Annotated in this window: 18 protein-coding genes and 1 tRNA gene; 9 read left to right on the forward strand and 10 right to left on the reverse strand. The window is 66.5% G+C overall.

The genetic code is table 11. The features are described 5' to 3' along the window. Positions 1-131: 131 nt before the first annotated feature. The 3 genes from Q9293_RS04715 to Q9293_RS04725 all read left to right on the forward strand — a co-directional run bounded on the left by Q9293_RS04715 (position 132) and on the right by Q9293_RS04725 (position 4,271). A complete protein-coding gene (locus Q9293_RS04715; RefSeq protein ID WP_306250555.1) occupies positions 132-1,100 on the forward strand; it encodes a transketolase family protein in 969 nt (322 codons plus the stop codon). Beyond that, entirely contained in the window at positions 1,100-1,402 is a 303-nt protein-coding gene (locus tag Q9293_RS04720) for a PH domain-containing protein (protein ID WP_306250557.1), read from the forward strand. Before Q9293_RS04715 ends, Q9293_RS04720 begins: the two co-directional genes overlap by 1 nt. Before the next feature lie 88 nt (positions 1,403-1,490). Then, positions 1,491-4,271: a serine/threonine-protein kinase gene (locus tag Q9293_RS04725; RefSeq protein WP_306250559.1), complete on the forward strand. Its 2,781-nt coding sequence runs from the start codon at positions 1,491-1,493 to the stop codon at positions 4,269-4,271. On the opposite strand, the gene Q9293_RS04730 is transcribed toward Q9293_RS04725, so the two are convergent. The 3 genes from Q9293_RS04730 to Q9293_RS04740 all read right to left on the reverse strand — a co-directional run bounded on the left by Q9293_RS04730 (position 4,268) and on the right by Q9293_RS04740 (position 6,177). Then, positions 4,268-4,495 carry a hypothetical protein gene (locus Q9293_RS04730; protein WP_306250561.1) on the reverse strand — a complete coding sequence of 76 codons (228 nt, stop codon included), beginning with the start codon at positions 4,493-4,495 and terminating at the stop codon, positions 4,268-4,270. The genes Q9293_RS04725 and Q9293_RS04730 overlap by 4 nt on opposite strands. A 137-nt stretch (positions 4,496-4,632) precedes the next feature. Continuing rightward, a complete protein-coding gene (locus Q9293_RS04735; RefSeq protein ID WP_306250563.1) occupies positions 4,633-5,421 on the reverse strand; it encodes an enoyl-CoA hydratase/isomerase family protein in 789 nt (262 codons plus the stop codon). Between the two features lie 15 nt (positions 5,422-5,436). Further along, complete coding sequence (locus Q9293_RS04740; RefSeq protein WP_306250565.1) at positions 5,437-6,177, reverse strand: gamma-glutamyl-gamma-aminobutyrate hydrolase family protein; 741 nt, start codon at positions 6,175-6,177, stop codon at positions 5,437-5,439. A 101-nt stretch (positions 6,178-6,278) separates the two neighbouring features. On the opposite strand from Q9293_RS04740, the gene Q9293_RS04745 reads away from it, so the two are divergent. The 4 genes from Q9293_RS04745 to Q9293_RS04760 all read left to right on the forward strand — a co-directional run bounded on the left by Q9293_RS04745 (position 6,279) and on the right by Q9293_RS04760 (position 13,288). After that, on the forward strand, positions 6,279-6,749 hold the full coding sequence (locus tag Q9293_RS04745) for a single-stranded DNA-binding protein (RefSeq protein WP_285576280.1): 471 nt from the start codon (positions 6,279-6,281) through the stop codon (positions 6,747-6,749). Positions 6,750-6,951: 202 nt separating this feature from the next. After that, complete coding sequence (locus Q9293_RS04750; protein ID WP_306250568.1) at positions 6,952-8,577, forward strand: ATP-binding cassette domain-containing protein; 1,626 nt, start codon at positions 6,952-6,954, stop codon at positions 8,575-8,577. A 177-nt stretch (positions 8,578-8,754) separates the two neighbouring features. Then, positions 8,755-10,383 (forward strand): response regulator, encoded by a 1,629-nt coding sequence (locus Q9293_RS04755; protein ID WP_306250569.1) that lies wholly within the window; start codon positions 8,755-8,757, stop codon positions 10,381-10,383. A gap of 208 nt (positions 10,384-10,591) precedes the next feature. Beyond that, the gene (locus tag Q9293_RS04760; protein WP_306250571.1) at positions 10,592-13,288 is read left to right on the forward strand and encodes a PAS domain-containing protein; all 2,697 of its coding nucleotides are present in this window, start codon (positions 10,592-10,594) and stop codon (positions 13,286-13,288) included. 11 nt (positions 13,289-13,299) lie between these two features. Here Q9293_RS04760 and Q9293_RS04765 read toward each other — a convergent pair whose 3' ends face one another. The 3 genes from Q9293_RS04765 to Q9293_RS04775 form a co-directional block, all read right to left on the reverse strand. Continuing rightward, positions 13,300-14,037 carry a tRNA threonylcarbamoyladenosine dehydratase gene (locus Q9293_RS04765; RefSeq protein WP_306250574.1) on the reverse strand — a complete coding sequence of 246 codons (738 nt, stop codon included), beginning with the start codon at positions 14,035-14,037 and terminating at the stop codon, positions 13,300-13,302. Continuing rightward, positions 14,034-14,765 (reverse strand): TatD family hydrolase, encoded by a 732-nt coding sequence (locus Q9293_RS04770; RefSeq protein ID WP_306250577.1) that lies wholly within the window; start codon positions 14,763-14,765, stop codon positions 14,034-14,036. Before Q9293_RS04770 ends, Q9293_RS04765 begins: the two co-directional genes overlap by 4 nt. 88 nt (positions 14,766-14,853) lie before the next feature. Further along, positions 14,854-14,929, reverse strand: a tRNA-Arg gene (locus Q9293_RS04775). Between the two features lie 132 nt (positions 14,930-15,061). On the opposite strand from Q9293_RS04775, the gene Q9293_RS04780 reads away from it, so the two are divergent. Then, positions 15,062-15,493: a deaminase gene (locus Q9293_RS04780; RefSeq protein WP_306250578.1), complete on the forward strand. Its 432-nt coding sequence runs from the start codon at positions 15,062-15,064 to the stop codon at positions 15,491-15,493. A 9-nt stretch (positions 15,494-15,502) separates the two neighbouring features. Here Q9293_RS04780 and Q9293_RS04785 read toward each other — a convergent pair whose 3' ends face one another. The 4 genes from Q9293_RS04785 to Q9293_RS04800 all read right to left on the reverse strand — a co-directional run bounded on the left by Q9293_RS04785 (position 15,503) and on the right by Q9293_RS04800 (position 20,575). Beyond that, complete coding sequence (locus Q9293_RS04785; protein ID WP_306250580.1) at positions 15,503-16,450, reverse strand: hypothetical protein; 948 nt, start codon at positions 16,448-16,450, stop codon at positions 15,503-15,505. Between the two features lie 83 nt (positions 16,451-16,533). Continuing rightward, positions 16,534-18,651, reverse strand: a complete 2,118-nt coding sequence (locus tag Q9293_RS04790; RefSeq protein ID WP_306250582.1) for a SpoIID/LytB domain-containing protein — start codon at positions 18,649-18,651, stop codon at positions 16,534-16,536. Further along, positions 18,648-19,607, reverse strand: a complete 960-nt coding sequence (locus tag Q9293_RS04795; protein ID WP_306250584.1) for a serine hydrolase domain-containing protein — start codon at positions 19,605-19,607, stop codon at positions 18,648-18,650. Before Q9293_RS04795 ends, Q9293_RS04790 begins: the two co-directional genes overlap by 4 nt. Positions 19,608-19,609: 2 nt before the next feature. Then, a complete protein-coding gene (locus tag Q9293_RS04800) occupies positions 19,610-20,575 on the reverse strand; it encodes a Gfo/Idh/MocA family protein (protein WP_306250586.1) in 966 nt (321 codons plus the stop codon). 66 nt (positions 20,576-20,641) lie between these two features. On the opposite strand from Q9293_RS04800, the gene Q9293_RS04805 reads away from it, so the two are divergent. Beyond that, positions 20,642-21,112, forward strand: a complete 471-nt coding sequence (locus tag Q9293_RS04805; RefSeq protein ID WP_306250588.1) for a hypothetical protein — start codon at positions 20,642-20,644, stop codon at positions 21,110-21,112.

A 21,112-nucleotide genomic window follows, 5' to 3' on the forward strand; every position in this document is an offset into this window, starting at 1 on the left:
ACCAGCCTAGAACCATCCTGCTGCGCCGAACGCATCGGGGGCCAGCCGCAGACCGCCCCCGCTGAACGGTAGACCCATGACGGCGGACCGGGCCCTCCTCGCGTAGAATGAAGGTTTGGATGGGAGTGGTCATGGCGGGTCTGGAAACGGCAGGCGTGGGCGGCAAGGCGGGCGGAGTGATGGACAGCCTGCGGGACGCCTACGGCGACACCCTGGTGGAGCTGGGGAACGAGGGCGCCAACCTCATCGTGTTCGACGCCGACCTGGCGGGGTCCACCCGCACCGGCAAGTTCGCCAAGGCCTTCCCCGAGCGCTTCTTCAACATGGGCGCCGCCGAGCAGGGCATGGTGGCCGCCGCCGCCGGGGCCGCCACCACGGGGGTGGTGCCCTTCCTCAGCACCTTCGCCATGTTCGCCACGGGCCGGGCCTATGAAATCGTCCGCCAGGCCGTGGGTGTGGGGCACCAGAACGTCAAGATCGTCGCCACCCACGCCGGGCTCACCGTGGGCGAGGACGGCGGCACCCACCAGTGCCTGGAGGATCTGGCGCTGATGGCCATGATTCCCGGCATGACCGTTCTTTCACCCGCCGACGGCATCGAGACGAAGCAGGCCGTGCGCTTCGCCTACACCCACCAGGGCCCCGTCTACATCCGCCTCACCCGCGACAAGTTCCCCCGCATCCATGCCGACGACTACCAGTTCGAGGTGGGCAAGGCCGTGGTGATGTGCGAGGGCACCGATGTGCTGCTCGTGGGCTGCGGGCTGGGCACCAGCATCTGCTTGGACGCCGCCGAGCTGCTGGCCGCTGATGGCATCGAGGCCACCGTGCTGCACGCCCCCACCCTCAAGCCCTTCGACCGCGACACGCTGATCGCCCAGGCCAAGCGGCACAAGGCCGTGGTCACCTGCGAGGAGCACCAGATCCACGGCGGCCTGGGTGGCATCGTGGCGGAGATCCTCTCCGAGGCCCACCCCATGCCCGTGCGTCGCGTGGGTGTGAACGACCAGTTCGGCCAGAGCGGCAAGCCCGAGAAGCTGCTGGCGGCCTATGGCGTCACGCCTGAGGCCGTGGTTGCCGCCGCCAAGGCCGCTCTCTAATGGCCACCGAGACCTTCAAGGCCAGCCGCTGGACCAAGGGCAACCACCTGTTCACCACGGTCATCGAGGTTACGGAAACCGCCGTGGTGCGCCGCAAGCGCTCCTGGTTCACGGTCAACGAGATCAGCATCCATCTCTCCAAGGTGGCCAGTGTCCGCATCGACACGGGCCTCTTCTGGTCGGACATCCTCATCGAAAGCACCGGCGGCAGCGATCCGCTGACCAGCCATGGCCACTCCAAGGCCGATGCGCGGCGCATCAAGGAACTCATCGAAGCAGCCCAGAGCCGGCAGATGAAATGATCCCGATGGAGGAAGTCGGCCATTCTTCACATCGGACCGGAGCTATCGATCAGATGGGAGCCAACCCCATTTCCTCCCAGGCATAACCATGCAGCCGTCCCCGGCAGGTCCATCAGACGTTGAACCACCGGAGGATTCCGGCGGCGAAACTCTGGCGCCGGGCACCGAGATCGGACGCTTCCAGGTGCGCGGGCTGCTGGGTCAGGGCGGCATGGGCGCGGTGTACCTGGCCTGGGATCCGGTGCTCGAACGCAAGGTGGCCCTGAAGGCCATTCATCTGAGCGAGCACGAATCGTCCTCCGCCACAGGCCGTTTCCGGCGCGAGGCCATGGCCCTGGCCCAGCTCAACCACCCCCATGTGTGCCAAGTGCACGATTGGGTAGAGGCGCGGGGCAGCGCCTTCATCGCCATGGAATTCGTGGAGGGGGAAACGCTCTCGGCGCTGGCTCCGAAGCTGGGCTTTCGGGCAAAAATGCAAGCCCTCCATGCCATTGCTCTCGCCTTGCAGGCGGCTCACGCCAAGGGCATCGTTCACCGCGATCTGAAGCCCAGCAACGTGATGCTGGATCACCAGGGGCAGGTGAAGGTGCTGGATTTCGGCCTGGCCCGGCTGCTGGATTCCGCCGCCGTTCAGGCGGAGGCGCCCACGGGGCAGGTGCCGAATCTGGCGAGTCTGGCCTTTCTGGAAAGGGACACGCAGGCCGGTGGTGGATCCATCGATGAGGCGCTGACCCGGCCAGCGGCTTCATCCAGCTGGGGTGAGTTGACCGAAGCGGGGCACTTCATGGGCAGCCCCCTCTATGCCTCCCCTGAACAGATGAGCGGCAAGCGTGTTGGGGCGGCCAGCGATGTGTTTTCTCTCGGCGTGGTGGCCTGGGAGCTGCTGGTGGGTGAAGCGCCGTTTCCGGGCGAGGGGCGCGAGCGCATGGAAGCCACCCTCGAAGGCGAGCTTCGGCCCTTGCGGGGTGCACGGCTGCCCCGTCGTCTGGAAGCTCTGCTGCGGGCCATGCTCAGGCAGGACGCGGATCTCCGGCCCACGAGCCGCGAGGTGGCCGAAGCCCTGGCCCTGCAGCTGAATCGAAAACCAGTCACCCGGTGGGTTCTGGGCACCCTGCTTGCTGTGTCGCTCGTGGCCGGAGGAGGCTACCTCCTGTTCGGCCGCAGCATCATCGCCGATCTGGGCAAAGCGCAGGTGCCGCGCCTGGCGGTCATGCCCATCCGCAATGCCACGGGGGATCCGAATCTGGAGGCCCTGGTGGGGGTGGGCATGGCGGAACTGCTGGCCACGTCTCTGCACGGCTCCCCGAGTCTTTCCGTGGTGGAGCCCGAGGCCGTCAGCCGCATCATCACCAACCTGCGAATGAATGCCTCGGAGGCCCAGGAACCCGCAGGACAAGCCCGCATCGCCAAGGCCCTGGGGGCGCGCCTCTTCCTGCGTGGCACGTTGAGTCGGGAAGCCAAAGGCCAGGCGCACCTGCTGAGCTATGACCTGGTGGATGCGTCTGGTCGGGTGCGCTTCTCGGGAGTGGTTCGGGCCCCGCGGGAGGAATCCTTCACGCCCTACACGCTGGTGGACCCTGCGGCCCATGATCTGCTCAGGAAGGTGGATCCCCTGCGTTCCAGTGCCATCCTGCAGCAGCCTGTGCCGCCCGAGGTGTTCGCCGCCTATGCCAACGGGAAAGCCCTGTTCCTCAAGGGGGATTTCAAGGCCAGTGAGCCCCAGCTCCGGGAGGCCGCCATGAAGGCACCGGCCTTCTCCAGCGCGGTGTCAGCCTACGCCGCCTGCCTGCGGCGCCTGGGCCGGGAGCAGGCCCCGGCCATCGCCAATTGGGCCCTCATGGCGGCCCGGGCCACGGGAGACCGTTGGGCCGAAGGGCGCGTCCTGGGATTGAAGGCCTACCTGGCCAAGGATCTGGGCCAGCTGGATGAGGCGCAACACCTGCGTGAAGCCTCCCTGGCGCTGGCGCACGCCGTGGGCGACCGGGATGGCGAGACCATCGCCGTCAACCACCTGGGCCTTATTGCCGCGGAGCGTGGGCACTACGATGAAGCCGGGCAGTACTATGAACGGTCGCTCCGATTGAGCCAGCAGACCGGTGATCAGGTCTACCTGTCCCTGGCTCAGAACAACCTGGCGAACCTCGCCCTGAAACGCGGCGATCTGGGAACCGCTGAAACCTACTACCGGAGCAATCTGAAGCTGCAGCAGGAGCAGGGCAACCGCTGGGGCGAGGCCCTGGCCCTCAACAACCTCGGCGTGGTGGCCCTCACCGCCCGCGATTTGCCCGCAGCGGAAACCCTGTTGACCCGGGCCCTCACAGCCCGTGAATCCGTGGGCGACCAAGGCGGCCAGATCACCTGTCTGCGCAACCTGGGCATCCTGGCCTCCATGAAGGGTGAGCTGGCGGGGGCAGGCGAGCTCCATGCGAGGGCTCTCCAGCTGGCGCAAACCTCCGCGCTTCGCACCGTCGAGGCGGAATGCCAGTTCTACATGGCCGAACTCGACCGCACGCAGGGGCGCATGGCCAAGGCCCTGGCAGGCTACCAGCGCGTCATGGAGTTGTTGCCTGAAGGCGTGACACCCGAGGTGCGCATCAACGCCCAGGCGGGAATCGCGGAATGCTGCCTACGCAAACCCAGACCCGACACGAAGGAGGCGGAAGCCCGCCTGGCGGCCCTTCCGCTCGGGGCGGCGGATTCCCCTTACGTGCACCGGGCCCGGGCATGGCTGGCTTTTCGCACCGGACAGCCCAACCTGGCGCTGAAGGAACTGGATCAAGCCGTGGCCGATCCCCGCCGCCAGGCCCCGGAAATCCGGCGGGAACTGGAAGAGGCGCGAGTGGTTTTCCAGGCGGCAGGCAGCCGCTAGCGAGGTTCTTCCACTCTCGCAGTGCCTGCCAGTTTCGCTGCTACCGCCTTCAGATCATCTCCCGGCGAAAGATGGTGGCGAATTTCCTGATCGCCTCGCTTCATGGCCACACAGATCTTTCCGAAGGGGCAGTTCTGAAGGCAGCTCTCCTTGACGATCTCCAGCCCCTGGAGTCGCTTCCGGGAGAGGAGCAGCTTGGTCAGGCACGCCAAGGCTTCGGTCATGGCCCTGCCTTGTTTGGGACGGCGCAGGGCGTGGCGTTCACAGTCTGAACAGATTGTCAGGGTGGCTGGCATAGATCATAGGATGACACATCATTGAGGGTTTTTTCTGGGTGCGCCGGGTCTGTCAAGATTCCGGTTCAGAGGAAAACCGGCGCCCTCTTTTCCAGGAAGGCGGCGAGTCCTTCCCGGGCATCCGGATGGCGCATGGCGGCTTTCATCTGGGCTCCTTCGGTTTCGAGCTGGGCGCGCAGGCTGTTGCCATCCAGCCCCTGGTTGCGAAGCAGGGTGGCTTTGATGCGAGCGAAGGTTTCAGAGGGCCCCGAGGCAAAGCGACGGCCCAGGGCCGCCACTGTGGCGTCGAGCTGATCCGGGGGTACCACCTGATTCACCAGCCCCAGAGCCTGGGCCCTGGGTGCATCCAGGGAATCGCCACCCAGCATGAGTTCAGCGGCAATGGCGGGGTTCACCAGCCGCGAGAGGGCCACGCTCCCGCCCCAATCCGGGTGCAGACCGATTTTCACGAAAGCCATGCTGAACACTGCATCGGAGCTGGCCACACGGAAGTCGGCCGAAAGCGCGAGACTCATGCCGGCCCCTGCAGCGGCCCCCTGCACCACCGCAACCACGGGTTTGGGCAGCAGGGCCAGGCCGTGGGCCACGGTGACTCCCAAATCCAGGAGCGCCTCCATCTCAGACCAGCGCCCTTCCGAAAGGGCCCGGGCCATCCAACCGATGTCGCCACCCGCGCAAAAGGCCCGGCCCGCGCCCCTGATGAACAGGGCTTTCACGATCGGTTCAGTGCACCTGGCCAGGGCCTCCTCGAAGCCCTCCCTCATCTCAGGCACCAGGGCATTCAGCTTGTCCGGCCGGTCCAGAGTCAGCGTGGCGATGCGATCAAGGATCTCGAAGCGAATGGGCGCGGACATGGGCCCTCCGGGGGATCAGTTGTGGCCCATTGCCAGGATGAATGCCGCGAAAAGGTCCCGCGCCGCATCTCCCGCGGGCCCTTTCAGATTCACCAGGTTCTCCGGATGCCACTGGACACCGAATACCCAGCGGTGGGGATCCGTGGCTTCCAGGGCTTCGATGAGGGGACCGGTTTCCGGATGGATGGTGTCCAGGTGCCAGCCCACGGCCACGAGGGGCGCCGCCACCCGCTTGACAGCCTGATGGTGGCGGCTGTTCACAAGGAACACATCTTCGCCGAGCAGGGCCCGCAGGCGGGAGCCCGGCGCCAACTGCACACGATGATGCATGTCAGGCACATCGGGAGTGCCGTGCTGGTGGCGCGTGTTCTCGCAGCCGAAGTGATCGGGCACATCCTGGATCATGCTGCCGCCCAGGGCCACGTTGAGCACCTGCTCGCCGCGGCAGATGCCGAAGATGGGCAGGTTTAACGCCCAGGCGGCACGGATGAGGGGGATCTCGAAAGCATCGCGATCCGCATCCACCTCCGCTGCCGGATGGACCGTTTCCTTCGCGTCCCAGTGACAGGGATGGATGTCGTAGCCGCCGGTGAGGAGCAGGCCCGAGACCTCGCTGAGATCCGGCAGGGCTTCTCCTGGTGCGGCCAGGTGGATGGGGCCGGTCCAGCCGGCGGATCGGAGGGCCGGAAGGTAATGCTTCTCCGCACCCGACTTGTTTTTGCAGCTGACGAGGAGCTTTGAGTTGCCGCTTGACATGGATTTCCCTCGGCGGAATCCTCAACACCCTACCACCCCCTCAGATGGTCTGAGTCGACGGTAAGGCGGAGAGCTCCGCCTAAACAGAACAGGAGGACGTCATGTCCGGATCCTTGAACAAAGTCATGCTCATCGGCAACCTGGGCCGCGACCCCGAGCTGAAGGCCACGCCTTCGGGTCAGAGCGTCGCCCGCTTTTCCGTGGCCACCACCGAAACCTGGAAGAACCAGAGCGGTGAAAAGCAGAGCAAAACGGAATGGCACAACATCGTGGTGTGGGGCAAGCAGGCCGAGATCGCCGAGAAGTACCTGCGCAAGGGCAAGCAGGTGATGATCGAGGGCCGCATCCAGTACCGCGAATACACCGATCAGGCCGGCGTGAAGAAGACCGCCTGCGACATCCGCTGCGACAACTTCGTGATGCTGGGCCGCATGGATGAAGGCGGCGGTGGCCGCGACAGCGGTGGCTATGGTGGCCGCGCTTCCGGCGGCGGCTCCCAGGACTTCGAGGATCACGGCGCCCCCAGCCCGGCCGGTGGCGGCAGCTTCCCGGATGATGACATTCCGTTCTGATGGAGTGGGTTCCGGCGAAGGGTTCGGCCCAGCTACAAAATGGCGCCCCTTTGGGCGCCGTTTTGTAGCTGGGAAAAGCTCTGTTCGATGGCGTTGTCGCCTATCTCCAAGTGGTGCCCTTAAGGCGCCGTTTGGAGCCTCCTGAGAACACCCCTCGGACAATTCCGGCCGCCGCGCTACAATGACCGGTTCGGGAGTCTCCATGCTTGCAGTGCAGAACGTCACCATGCGCTACGGATCGAAGATCCTCTTCGAGGACGTCACGACGACGTTCAATCCGGGCCGCCGCTATGGCCTGACGGGGCCCAACGGCGCGGGCAAATCCACCTTCATGAAGATTCTGGCGGGCGAGCTCGAGCAGCAGATGGGGAACGTGATTCGCCCCCGGAAGATGGGCATCCTGCGCCAGGACCAGTTCGCCTTCGATGCCTTCCGCGTCATCGACACGGTGATCATGGGCAATGCCGGGCTCTGGAAGGCGCTGCAGGAGCGCGACGCCATCTACGAGAAGGCGGAGATGACCGACGAGGACGGCATGCGCGTGGCCGAGCTCGAAGGCGTGGTGGCCGATGAGGACGGCTACACCGCCGAAGCCGATGCCGCCGTGCTGCTGGACGGTCTGGGCATTCCCGAGGAGCTGCACGATCGCAAGATGAGTGAGCTGCAGGGCGGCCAGAAGGTGCGCGTGCTTTTGTCCCAGGCCCTCTTCGGCAACCCCGAGGCCCTGTTGCTGGACGAGCCCACCAACCACTTGGACCTGGATTCCATCCACTGGCTGGAGGAGTTCCTCAACCGCTACAAGGGCACGGTGGTGGTGATCTCCCACGACCGCCACTTCCTGAACAACGTCTGCACCCACATCGCCGACATCGACTACCAGACGATCATCCAGTACACCGGCGGCTACGACGACATGGTCATGGCCAAGATCCAGGTACGGTCGCGCATTGAGGCGGACAACGCCCAGCGCGAGAAGAAGATCGCCCAGCTGAACGAGTTCATCCAGCGTTTCGCCGCGGGCACCCGCAGCAGCCAGGTGAATAGCCGCCGCAAGGAAGTGGAGCGGCTCCAGCCCAGCGATCTCGCGCGCAGCAACATCCAGCGGCCCTTCATCAAGTTCAATCTGGCGAAGCCGGGCGGCCGTTATGCGCTGGAGTTCGAGGGCGTGAAGAAGGGCTACGATTCGGACAAATCGGGCAAAGGGGGGCGCGTCGAGGTCATCAAGGGGTTCACGGCCATGGTGCAGCGCGGCGAGAAGATCGCGATCATGGGCCGCAACGGCATCGGCAAGACCACGCTCTTGAACGCCCTCCTGGCGAACGCACCCCAAGTGACGGAACTGGGCCTGAAGCTGGATGGCGGTGAGGTGAAGTGGGGCCACGAGGCCAACGTGGGCTACTTCTCCCAGGATTTCGCCGAGAGCATCCCCAAGGGCTACGAGCTGGTCACCTGGCTGCACCAGTTTGATCCCGAGGCCACCAAGGAGCAGATCCGCGGGGTCATGGGCCAGATGCTTTTCCGGGGCGAGGAAGGCAACAAGATGACGGACGTGCTCAGCGGCGGCGAGTCCTGCCGTCTGCTCTTCTGCAAGCTGATGCTGCAGAAGCCCAACATCCTGGTGCTCGACGAACCCACCAACCACCTGGACCTGGAAGCCGTCATCGCGCTCAACGACGCGTTGCAGCGCTACGAGGGCACCATCCTCTTCGTGACCCACGATGAGGACATCATCGATGAGGTGGCCACCCGCATCTGGCACCTCACCGACGAGGGCATCGAGGATTTCCAGGGCACCTACGCAGAATACAACGCGCCCACAGGCCGCTGAGCTGCCAAGGCGACAGTCAAGTCAGGTGGGCGGGAAGCATTCGGTTCCGCCACGACCACCTGTTCGCGGGATTGAGGTTAGAGCCTTTCCGAGGGAATGGCTTGCTAAGGAAGGGAATGAGCGCATATTGAGTCCGACTCGCAAAAATTCCTACACCTGTATGAAAGAGAGCGATTCGTGGCACTCCGTCAGCCCACCAAGGATGCCCCCCGCGGACAGAAGGCCGTTCCGGGCGACCCTGGGAAGGACGGCGCACGGATGGATCAGGTGCTTCAGGAACTGGCGAACTTCAAGCGTGCCCTGGACGAACACGCCATCGTGGCCGTCACCGATGCCAAGGGCAAGATCACGTACGTGAATGACAAGTTCTGCGCCATCTCCCAGTACAGCCGGGAGGAACTGCTGGGCCGGGACCATCGCCTCATCAACTCGGGTTACCACCCCAAGTCCTTCATGGGCCAGCTCTGGGATACGATCCTCAGCGGTCAGGTGTGGAAGGGGGAAATCCGGAACCGGGCCAAGGATGGCTCCCACTACTGGGTGGATACGACCATCGTTCCCTTCCTGGGCGAGAATGGCGTCCCCGTGGAGTTCGTGGCCATCCGGGCGGACATCACCCAGCGCAAGGAGGCGGAAGAGGCCCTGCGCCAGTCCCAGAAACTCGAAAGCCTCGGGGTGCTTTCAGGCGGCATCGCCCACGACTTCAACAACCTGCTGACCGCCATCCTGGGCAATGCGAACCTCGGCATGCTGCATCTGCCGCGGGAAAGCCCCGTGCTGCCCTATCTGCAGCAGATCGAACAGGCCACCCTGCGCGCAGCGGATCTCACCCGGCAGCTGCTGGCCTACGCGGGCAAGGGCCGTCTCCAGGTCATCGACGTCGACCTGAATCGCCTGGTGCTGGAGATGACTCAGCTGCTTTCGGTTTCCATCTCAAAAAAGGCCGTGGTGCGCTACGACCTGGCCCCGGATCTGCCGTCGGTGTTCGGTGATCCCTCCCAGATGCAGCAGCTCGTCATGAACCTGGTGACCAACGCCTCCGAAGCCATCGGGGATGAGACCAGCGGGCTCATCACCGTGCGCACCGGGGTGCAGATGGTGGATGAAGCCTATAACGGCGGCCTCCTGCCGGCCCTGCCCATCACGGCGGGAACCTATGTCACGCTGGAAGCCAGCGATACCGGCTGCGGCATGGGGCCCGAGGTGATCGACCGGATTTTCGATCCCTTCTTCACCACCAAGTTCACAGGCCGTGGGCTGGGATTGTCGGCGATGCTGGGCATCCTGCGCAGCCACCATGGTGGTCTCAAGGTCTACAGCGAGCTGAACCGCGGGTCGGTGTTCAAGCTCTTTCTGCCGGCGCCCCACCCGGCCTCCGAAACGCCTGCGCAGGCCAGTCCCGAGGTCGAGTGGCGGGGGCACGGGCATCTGCTGCTGGTCGATGATGAATCCGCAGCGAGGGCCGTGGCCCGGGGATTGGCGGAGATGTTGGGTTTCCAGGTGCTGGAAGCCGCCAACGGGCAGGAAGCCCTTTCCCTGTTCGAGCTTCGTCACAGCGAAATCAGTGTGGTGCTCATGGATCTAACCATGCCGCACATGGATGGACGGCAGGCTTTCCTGCGGATGCATGAAACCCATCCCTCGGTGCCCGTGGTACTCACCAGTGGCTACAGTGAACAGGAAGTGCTGGCTGATTTCCTGGGCCGGGGGCTGGCAGGCTTCCTGGCCAAACCCTATCAGAACACCCAGTTCCTGTCCGTGATCCGGCAAGCCGTGGAAGGGGCCCGAAGCCTTCCTCTGGATTAAAGGAGGCGTTCTTCGCCTCTTACCTCGGTGTTTATTTAGGCGCATCATTCAGTCCACCGAAAGACACACCATGGCTGGGCTGAGGGAGGGGCTTCCAGGGGAGGGGCAGGTACCGCCGGAGACGGCTTGCCTGACGGCTTCAGCCTGCCGAGGGGCGCGTCCGGATGAGGAATCCTTCCGGGCCCTTTGCGAAGGCCTGAAGGTGGGCATGCTCATCCAGTCGCCGACCGCCGAGATCGTGACGAGCAACCCCCGGGCCCTCGAGCTGCTGGGTCTCACCGAGGACCAGCTGCTGGGGAAGACCTCCCTGGACCCGGACTGGAATGTCATCCACGAGGATGGCTCGCCTTTCCCAGGCCCCAGCCACCCCGTGCCCCAGGCCATCGCCACGCGGCAGCCGGTGCACGATGTGGTGATGGGCGTCTTCCGCCCAGTGACGCAAGATCGCGTCTGGCTGCTGGTGAGCGCCAGTCCGCTGCTGAACCCTGATGGCAGTGTGCGGCTCGTGGTCTGCACCTTTGCCGACCTGACCGAGCGCAAACAGGCCGAGGAGGATCTGCGGCGCAGCGAGGCCCTGCGCAAGCTGGTGCTCGACTCGCTGCAGGCCAATGTGGCGGTGCTCGACGCTGCTGGCTACATCCGCTCCGTGAACGAACCCTGGCACCGCTTCGCCTGCGAGAACGGCATCGCCCAGCCCATCGGCGTCACCGAACAGGTCAGCTACCTGGAGGTGGTCCGCCAGGCGGCCCAGGTGGGTGAAGCCCATGCCGAGGAGGTGCTGGAGGGGCTGCAGGCGGTGCTGACGGGCACACGGCCCACCTTCGAGCTGGAGTATCCCTGCGACAGCCCCACCGAGCAGCGCTGGTTCCACATGCGGGCCACCCGGCTTGAGGGCCACCTGGGCGGCGCCCTGGTCACCCACGAGAACATCACTGCGCGCAAGCAGGCGGAGGAGGCTCTGCGGGAGAGCGAGGCGAAGTACCGCTCCCTGGTGGACAACCTCACCTCCGGTGTGGTGGTGCACCGGCCGGACACGCGGATCCTCTACTCGAACACCATGGCCGGGGCCCTCCTCGGCCTGACTCAAGACCAGATGCTCGGCAAGACCGCCCTGGACCCGGCCTGGTGCTTCCTGAAAGAGGACGGCTCGACCTTGCCCCTGGAGGACTATCCGGTCAACCGGGTGCTGACCTCCGGCGAGAACCTCAGCAACCTGGTGGTGGGCGTGCGCCGCCCGGACAGCGCTGAGCCGCACTGGGCCCTCTGCAACGCACACCTCATCCGGGGTGAGGCTGGTCAGGTCGAGCAGGCGGTGGTCACCTTCTCCGACATCACGGAACGCAAGCGGGCCGAGGCCGCCCTGAGCGCCTCCAACGAAATGCTGTCCCAGTTCCTGCGGCACTCGCCAATCTATGCCTTCATCAAGGAGGTGACAGCCGCAGAGAGCCGGGTGCTGCATGTCAGCGCCAACTTCCAGCAGATGGTTGGCATCTCCGCCGAGGCCATGGTCGGCAAGAGCATGGCCGACCTGTTCCCTGCGGACATTGCTGAGAAGATGACCGCCGATGACTGGGCCGTCGTGGCCGGGGGCAAGGTGTTGGAGCGGGAGGAATCCTTCAACGGCCGCTGCTACGAGACCATCAAGTTCCCGATCCTGCAGGGCGCCCATGCCCTGTTGGCCGGGTTCAGCCTCGACATCACCGAACGCAAGCAGGGAGAGGCTCGGAAGGCGGAGCTGGAGGCGCTGAACCACCAGATTCAGAAGGCCGAGAGTCTGGGCCTCATGGCCGGTTCCGTCGCCCACCACTTCAACAACAAACTCCAGGCGGTGATCGCCAACCTGGAGCTGCTCAGCGACCTGCCTGCCGGGGCAGAGGCGGATCGCTTCCTGGCGCTGGCCAAACAGGCCGCCGAGCGGGCGGCGGACGTCAGCCGCCAGCTCCTGGTCTACCTGGGGCAGGGGCACCTGGCCGGAGAGCCCAGGTACCTCTCCGACATCTGCCGTGGCAGCCTGTCGCTCATCGAGAAGGAACTGCCAGCCATTGTGGCGCTGGAGGTGGATCTCCCCACGCCGGGGCCGGTGATCCTGGCCAATGAAGAGGAACTGAGGCTGGTCCTCATCCACCTGATGACCAACGCCTGGGAGGCCATGGGTGGTGCTCGGGGGAAGGTCAGCCTCAGCCTCCGGACAGCGCGGGGTGCTGAAGTCCAGGCTTCCACCCACTTCCCGGTCAACCGCATGGCCGAGGGGTGCGATTACGCCTGCCTGGAGGTGGCCGACACGGGAACCGGCATCGCCGAGGCGGACCTGCCGAAGCTGTTCGATCCCTTCTTCTCCACCAAGTTCGTGGGCCGGGGCCTGGGGCTTCCGCTGGTGCTGGGCATCGTGCAGGCCCATGGTGGGGTGGTCGCCGTGGAGAGCCGGCCCGGGCATGGGAGTGCCTTCCGGGTCTACCTGCCGGTGTGCGCCGCCCCGGTGGCGGCCCGCACGCCCGCAGGAGGAGAGCCGCAGCCCCTCGGGGCCGGGGGCACGGTGCTGTTGGTGGAAGATGACGAGGCCCTGCTCATGGCCACGGGCGCCTTGGTCGAGCGGCTGGGGTTCACGCTGGTGACGGCCCGGGATGGCCTGGAGGCGGTGGAAGTCTACCGGCGTTGCGGGTCAGGCATCCGCCTGGTGATCACCGACCTGACCATGCCGCGCCTGGATGGATGGCAGACCCTGTCGGCCCTGAGGCGGCTGGAGCCGGGCCTGCCCATCATCCTGACGAGCGGCTACGACAAGGCCCAGGTGATGTCGAACGACCACCCGGATCGCCCCCAGGCCTTCCTGGGCAAGCCCTTCGACCTTCAGCAGCTCCAGCAGGCCATCGGGGCAGCCCTTCACCAGGAGGCCCCGCGGGCCTGATCGGTCCGTCCTCAGGTCTTGGGGAGCAGGAGCAGGCGGAGCACTTCCTCGGCCACCTTCAGGCCCACGATGGCGGGCATGTACGAGATGGTGCCCACGGGCCGACGCTGGCGCCCCGGCCCGCGGTGCGGCTCGATGTCCACGGGGTTGGCGGGGCGTTTGTTGTCGGCGGGCTCCAGCGAATAGACGCAGCGGATGCCCTGGCTGATGCCGTGCTTCCGAAGCTCCTTGCGCACCCGGGCAGCCAGGGGACAGAGGCGCGTGTGGCTGAGGTCGCCCACCTTGAGTTGGCTGCTGTCCGTGCGCCCCCCGGCGCCCATGGCGGAAATGATGGGGAGCTGCTGCTCGACGGCGGTGCGCATCAGGGCCACCTTGCAGGTCATGGAGTCGATGGCATCGATGATCACGTCGGGCCGGGGCTCCAGCAGCTCCGGCAAGGTGTCGGTGTGGATGAAGGTCACGCGGGGATCGCAGTCGCAGTCGGGATTGATGTCCCGCACGCGGGCGGCGGCCACTTCCGCCTTGGGCAGACCGATGGTGGAGCGCAGGGCGAAGAGTTGGCGGTTGAGGTTGCTGGGCCCCACCACATCATGGTCCACCAGCCGCAGGTGGCCCACACCCGCCCGGGCCAGGGCCTCCACGGCGAAAGAGCCCACGCCGCCCAGGCCGAAGACCGTCACGCGCGCGCCGCGCAACCGGTCCAGGGCTGCCTCGCCCAGCAGCAGCTCACTCCGGGAATACCACCTCATGCCATCAGCTCCTTGAAACAACGCAGTCCATTCTCACAGGTCTGGGCCGCCAGTTCCGCCACCGACACGTTGAGGAGCTGGGCCGCTGCGGCCATGACCGCCCCCAGATCGCCGGTGCCATCGGTTTCCAGCAGCAGGCGGCTTGGCTCTACAACCCGCAGCGAAGCCCGAAGTTGATCGCGTCCCGGCTTCATGAGATCGCCGGAGAAGGAGAGGTAGAGCCCCAGGTTTTGAAGGGCGCAGGCGATCTCGGGGCTGCCTCCGAAGGCGTGGACCAGGGCTCCGGCGGCGGGCACCTCCTCCGTCTTCAGCAGGTCGATGAGGCGGCCCCAGGCCCGCACCGCATGGATGGCCACCGGGCGGTGGAGGGCATGGGCCAACCGCAGCTGTAGCCGGAAGGCGGCCTCCTGGGCGGCCCGATCCGCCTCCTTGCGAGTGAAATCGAGCCCGCATTCCCCGAGACCCGCCCGGTGGGACCGCAGCAGGGACTCCAGGCGCGGCGCCCATTGGTCCGAAGCCGTTTGAACCTGCCAGGGGTGCAGGCCCAGCATCGGCAGGATCCAGGTCTGACTGGCCTTGGAACCGGGGATGGCCTGATTCAGGACCGCGTCCCAGTCCGCCTCGCAGGTTCCGCACACCACCCGCCAATCCGCAATAGGATCAGGGGCCAAGCCGAGATGGCTGTGGGCATCGAAGAACCCTGGTGCCGGTGAATGGGGTGGAAGCAAGCGCAGCTCTCCTGGACGAGGGATTGTTGCACCATCCTATCCATCTGACTGGAGGCAGCCTGAAGGTGCTCCCGCAAGCTGTTTTGGCTGGTGGTCCCGGCGGGAATTGAACCCACGACCTACCGCTTAGGAGGCGGTCGCTCTATCCGCTGAGCTACGGGACCACTGGCAGCCAGTCTCATTCTAGCCTCAACCTGGGCCCGCAGCGGGCCCGGGCAGTGCCGGTGCGGGCTCCGAGAGAATGTGGCGCCAGGCCTGGCGGGCTTTGCCATCATGGAAGTCCGTTTCGAGGTCCTATGTCCCGCGCGCAGCTGAAGGATGAAGTCTTCATGAACATGGCGCTCGAACTGAGCCGCCTGGGCACCTGTTGTCGCCTGAAGGTGGGCGCGGTGCTGCTCCGTGCTGATGGGGGCGTCGCCGCAGCGGGCTTCAACGGCGCGCTGCCCGGCATGGCCCACTGCACGCCGGAGACCTGCAAGCCGGGGCAACGCTGCCTCCACACCAGCCATGCTGAGGAGAACGCGCTGGGCTTCTGCGACGGCCCCGTGGCCACGGCCTACGTCACCCACGAGCCCTGCCTCACCTGCTGCCGCGCCCTGGTGCGGCGGGGGGTGCGGCGGGTGGTGTTCCAGCATCCCTACACGAGCATCGCCGACCAGGAGCGGGCAGAGCGCCAGGGCATCCTCGATCATTTCGCCGTGAAGTGGGAACAGCTCGGCGGAAATTGAATCGGCGCCTCAGATGCCGCCGTGCTCCCAAGTGGGCAGGGGCTCGGGCGAGAGGGCCACTTCGGTGCCGTCATCAAGGATGAGCACGGGCTGATCGCCGGTGCGCACCTCGACGATGGTGCGTCCCACCAGGCCTTCCCGGCGGCCATGGTGCCAGGAGATGCCCACGGGATAGGTGCGGCGATACGCATCCAGCGGCGCCTCCATCCAGTGGCTGAGGCGGTCGAGGGCGCGCTGGAGGGCGGCCTCGAAGCCCTTGGGCGGCTCGGGATCCAGGCCTGCGGCGGCGAGGTAGGTGGCGGCATCCTGGCGACCATGGAGGTCTTCCACCAGCCATCGCCGCGAGGTGGGAGCGGGTGATAGCCCTTCGATGATCACGGGGCGGTCTCGGTGGATGCCCAGCAGCAGTGACACGCGGCCGGAAGGGCCTGTGCCCTCGAAATCCAGGGGGAGCTGGGCGTCGTCATGGAAGACCACGGCTCGCAGTGGCAGCCACTCGAAGGTCTCGGCCACCTTGGCGCCCACGGGGCCCGTCTGGGCGCGCCTCAGCCCGGCCACAGCCTCGGCGAAGGCCTGTCGCAGCCCGGCCAGGGTGAGGAGGCCCTCGGGAAGGCCCTGGTCGTTCAGGACCAGAGGCGGCTCGTGCCAATCCGCCGCCAGGGCCGGAATCACCTGCTGGAAAAGGATGAGGGCGGGATCCCAGTCCCAGTGCCGGGCGGGTTCATAGCCCAGCTCACGGCAGAGCTCGAACCATGCCCTGGAGGGGGCGGGGGCCCCAGGATGGAAGATGGAGTGGCCGTCGAGGAAGAGCTCGCAGCCGGGCCCAGTGCCTGTGTCGCGGCGACACAGGCCCAGTTCATGGCGCCCCAGGGTGGCCAGGGTGGTTTCCTGGTACGGATGGTCCTCCCGCCGCAACACTTTCAGCGGCGCGCTGAGGATCCAAGCGTCCATGGCCATGCCCATCTCCATGAGGTGAGTGGGAAACCTGGGTCGGCTATGCGCTTCCGTCAATGGTCGGTTGAGAAATAAACGTCACAAAGTCAGTCGACGCGCTGGAGGTTTGTGCCGGGGTAGTAGTGCTGCAGGATCTGCTGGAAGGTGGCGCCCTCCAGGGCCATGCCATAGGCCCCGGTCTGGCACATGCCCAGGCCATGGCCCCAGCCCCGGCCGTAGAAGATCCAGCGGCGGTTGGCGCCCTGACCCACGGTGAGCCAGCGGAAGACGTTGTCCTTGAGGCCCAGCAGCCCACGGATGTGCATGCCGTGCACCTTGTGGGCGGCGCCCTGGGTGTCGACCAAGGTCAGTTCCTCGACGCGCCCCTGATTGTTGTAGTCGGCGCGCAGATCGCGGATGCCCGACACCTTGATGCGCTTGCTCACCGTGGCCAGCAGATCCGATTCGGTGTATTCCACCCGCCAATGGGCGGTGGGGTTGTAGCGGTCCCAGGCGGCGCCATCGGGATCCAGCCGCCGCACCAGTACTTGGGTGGGGCCGCCCTCGCCAGGAATCCACTTGAGGCGGTCGCCCACCTGGATGTCGGCCTTGGGCAGCAGGCGGAGGCTGCCATCGGGGCCTTCCTCGACCACCAGCAGCGTGGGCGCCAGGGGCAGAGGTTCCGGCCCGCCGCGCTTGCGTCGCACCTGACGGTCCAGCAGCAGGGAGCCCTCGCCCGGGGTGAAGGCTTCCAGTTCCTGCCACAGGCGGCCCAGCACCTGCAGAGCCTGACGCAGGGAGATGGGTTCGGAGGCGGCCCAGGCGGAGGCGGGCACCACGCCGCGGCGGGTGAGGAAGGCCGCCAGCAGCCGATCCTGAGTGGTGGCCTCGGTGGTCAGGTCGGGCAGGAAGTAGGCGGCGTCCTGGGGGCGCTCCTGGCCTTCCACGAGGCGCTGGAAGCCGAAGGCTTTGGCCAGGCCGAGGTAGAGGTTTCCGTCCCGATTCAGGGGGCGGGCTTCCAGAGCCAGCCGTTGCTGCAGCGCGCGCACGGGCTGGGCCAGATCGCCGAAGGTGGCCGGTCGCGCCAGGCGCTCACCGGACAGCCAGTCGGTGGGAATGGCGACCGAGGCAAGCCGCAGCAGTTCCCAGCTCAGCCAAGGCTGGGCGCTCTCCAGGGGAACGGCCACGCCCGAGGCGTAGGGCAGGGTCACGGGTTTGGGGGCGTAGCAGGAGACGGCCCTCAGGTAGGGCGCCTGGCCGCCGAACACCTGACCCACGTCCGTGGTATGGCCGCCGCAGTTGGCCATGAAGAGGGCCTGGATGGGCCGACCGCCGTAGGTGGCGAAGAGGCCCTCGGTTTCCAGGACAGCCCGGTCCGTGAGGGACTGTTCGCCGTCCCGGCCGCCGTAGACTTGATCGGCCACGGTGTCGCCCATGTCGAAGCCATCGGCCGCGCGCTTGCCGCGGTTGGCCACCGCGTAGGTGCGAGCGGCCACGGCCTGGGCCTTGAGGGCCTCCAGCGAGGGGAATTCCCAGGCGCCCATCTCCTTGGGCACCACGCCGCGCAGGTAGGTCTCCAGGTCGAGTGTGTTCACCACCGTGAGGCGACCCTGGGCATTGGGGAAGATTTCCACCTTGCCCCGGTAGCGGCCCTTGCCCTGAAGCGAGGTGAGTTCGCCGCTCGGCTTCAGCCACACACCCGTGAGGGGCAAGGCCTTGCGCTCGTAGCGGTCGGTGATCGCGTAGAGGGCCCGGCCTTTGCGGATCGCGCTGGTCCGCGATTCGGAGGCCACCCACAGTTCCTCGAAGCCGAGATCCTGAAGCTTCTGGAGCACCGGCTCGGCCTCGGCCGCCTCCTGGAAATGGCCGGTCAGCACGCGCCAGGTGTCCGCGTCAGGGATCTTCACACGCTCGGGGGCCTCGCCCAGATCCTTCAAACGCTTCATGAGCGCGGCGGCCTCGGCCGATGTGTGGGGCTTGCCGACCTGTACTCGGTATTCAGTGGTGGGATCCGATACGCCGCGGCTGTCCCACCAGAGGCGCAGCTTCTCATCAGGCCCCAGCCGCAGCAGGGGCTTGCCGCTGCGATCACAGATCTGGCCACCGCCTTCCAGGGACACGATCCATTCCGTGGCCTGCGTGTCGATGCCGATCTTGAGCGGCGGCTGGGCGGCGAAGCCTGGAGTGAGGACGACAACGAGGGCGGAGACGGAGAGGGGCTTCATCCGCCCCATTGTTCCACGAATCGGGCCAGGATTGCCCAGCGCCGGGCCCGCAGGGCCTCCACATCCAGCAACTCGCCCCGAGGCCCGCGCCGGTGGAGGAGCAGCGCGATGGTGCAACGGTCTGCGGGACGGTAGAACAGGGCCGGTCCCGTGTAGCCCAGGTGGAACCACCAGTCGGTGATGGGGCCCTGATCTGCGTCGAGGACTGGCGCTGGGAGCGGCGGCAGATCGGTGGCATCTTCCAGAACCTGGATGTCCGTGCCCAGAGGGATTTTGGACAGCAGCTGTCCGAAACGTCCCCCGCCCGCGAAAACCGTCTGGAGGCCCAGGCCCCAGCGCGTGCCCCCTTCTCCCGGGGTTGCGCCAACGGCCATGCGCTCGGGCCATCCCTCGGAGACCCAGTGCCTCAGGGCGGCGAGTAGTTGCGGGGCCGTGGTGCCGAAGCCCGCATGGCCCACCATGCCGGCCCGGGCATTGGCATCGTGGGGCAGGTGGGGATCCCTCGCTGGCAGGGGCTGGTCCGTGGCCAGGGCCCAGGCTTCTGCATCGGGAGCGTCCGGCACGGGCACTGGTGGCTGAGGCCACGGCGCGGGGCTGAGCCCCGACGACGCGCCGAGCCTGGTGAAGGGCACGCCGGTTTCCAATTCGAGCAGCTGGGCCAGCAGGCGGAAATTCAGATCCGAATAGGTGGCGAGGCCCGGCGTGGCGGCCCGCAACAAGGGGTGTTCTGGAACCGCACGCTTCAGCTGTGCGGCCAGGGGCTCACCCGTGTAGGGGCGCCAGGGCGGCAGCCCGGAGCTGTGGGACAGCATCTGCCGCACCGTGAGGGGTGTCTCGCGCTCGGTGAAACCCAGGGACCAGCGCCGGTCTGCGTCCAGGTCCAGGAAGGCCAGGGCCAGGGGCGCCGTCACCAGGGGTTTGGTGAGCGAGGCGAGGTCGTAGAACGTGGGCAGCATCCTCAGGCCTGATGGATCTCCGCCAGGCTCTTGGCCACGGCCTTCTGCACCAGGTCGGCCACGTGCATGGCTTCCTGCCCTTCCTCCCAGGTGACGCCTTCCTGGCGGATGCCCAGGCAGGCGGCATGGAAGGCTTCGATCTCCAGGCGGAGGGGTTCGCCCTCGACGATGTCCGCGGTTTCCGGCTGCACCTGGGGGCCCTCGGGGCCCATGACGAGACGCAGCAGTTCCAGCTTCTGCGTGGCGAAATCGAGGCTGGCGTATTCCTTGTCGCCGAAGGCGCGCAGGGTGCGCTCCTTCTTGCGGGCCACGCGGCTGGCGGTGACGGTGGCGAAGGCGCCGCCCTCAAATTTCAACCGGGCGTTCACCAGATCTGCATACGGCGTCAGCACGGGAATGCCCACGGCTTCCACATCGACGACGGGGCGGCCCACCAGGGCGCGCAGGAGGTCCAGGTCGTGGATCATCACATCCATCACCACGTCCACCTCCAGGCTGCGTGCAGGAAAAGGCGACACGCGCACGGCTTCCAGGAAGCGGGGCTTGAAGCCGCGTTCGCGCAGGGCGGCCACCGCCGGGTTGAAGCGCTCCAGGTGGCCCACCTGGGCCACGAGGCCGGGTTTCGTCATGCGCGCTTCGACCAGGGCCTTCAGCAAGGCCTTGCCTTCTTCCAGCGTGGCCGCGAGGGGCTTTTCCATGAGCACATGTTTGCCAGCCTTCAGGGCCTGAAGGCCCAGGGCATGATGGAAGCCGGTGGGCGCAGCGATCTGCGCGGCATCCACGTCACCCAATACCTGGTCCAAGGAAGCCGCCCAGGGGGCGCCGAACTTGGCGGCAATCTCAGGGCCGCGAACCGGATCCGGATCGACCACGGCAGTCAGGGTGGCATTCGGCGCGGAGGCCGCGATCCGGGCGTGGTGCTGGCCCAGATGACCCACACCCACCACGGCGACTCGGAGCTTGGACATGACTTCCTCCTGACGAATCCAGCCTATCAGGGCTGCTACCCTGGAGCCTTCCCCTACGAGGCGACCATGAATCTCAAACTCGAGGCCATCAACCTGGTTCGGTGGCTGCACTTTGTTGTCCTGGCCGTGGGCGGCGGCGCCACGGTGGTGACCCTGCTTCTTTCCGGCTTCGAGGAAGGCCGCGAGGATTTGCGGGGCCTGGCTGCCACGGTGTGGTCCAAGGTGGTGGCCTGGTCCTTCCGCCTCGCCCTCATCGCAGGCATCGCGCTGCTGGTGCTGTCACTCCAGGCCGGAAGCAACCCCCTGAAAGATGGCCACTACTTCCACATCAAGCTGCTGCTCGTGCTGGTGCTGGTGGGGCTGTCCGAGATGACGCCCAAGGCGCTGGCCGCGGGCAAGCGGGGTTCGGCCCTGATCGTGCTGGTGCTCTTCCTGGCCACCAGCTTCACCGTCTTCAACAAGGGCCTCTTCGGTACCCGGGCGAAGACCAGCGTGGATGTTCCCGTCACGGCCACAGTCTCTGCCCAGCCCCGGTGA

It is taken from the genome of Geothrix sp. PMB-07 (assembly GCF_030758935.1).
Taxonomy (GTDB): domain Bacteria; phylum Acidobacteriota; class Holophagae; order Holophagales; family Holophagaceae; genus Geothrix.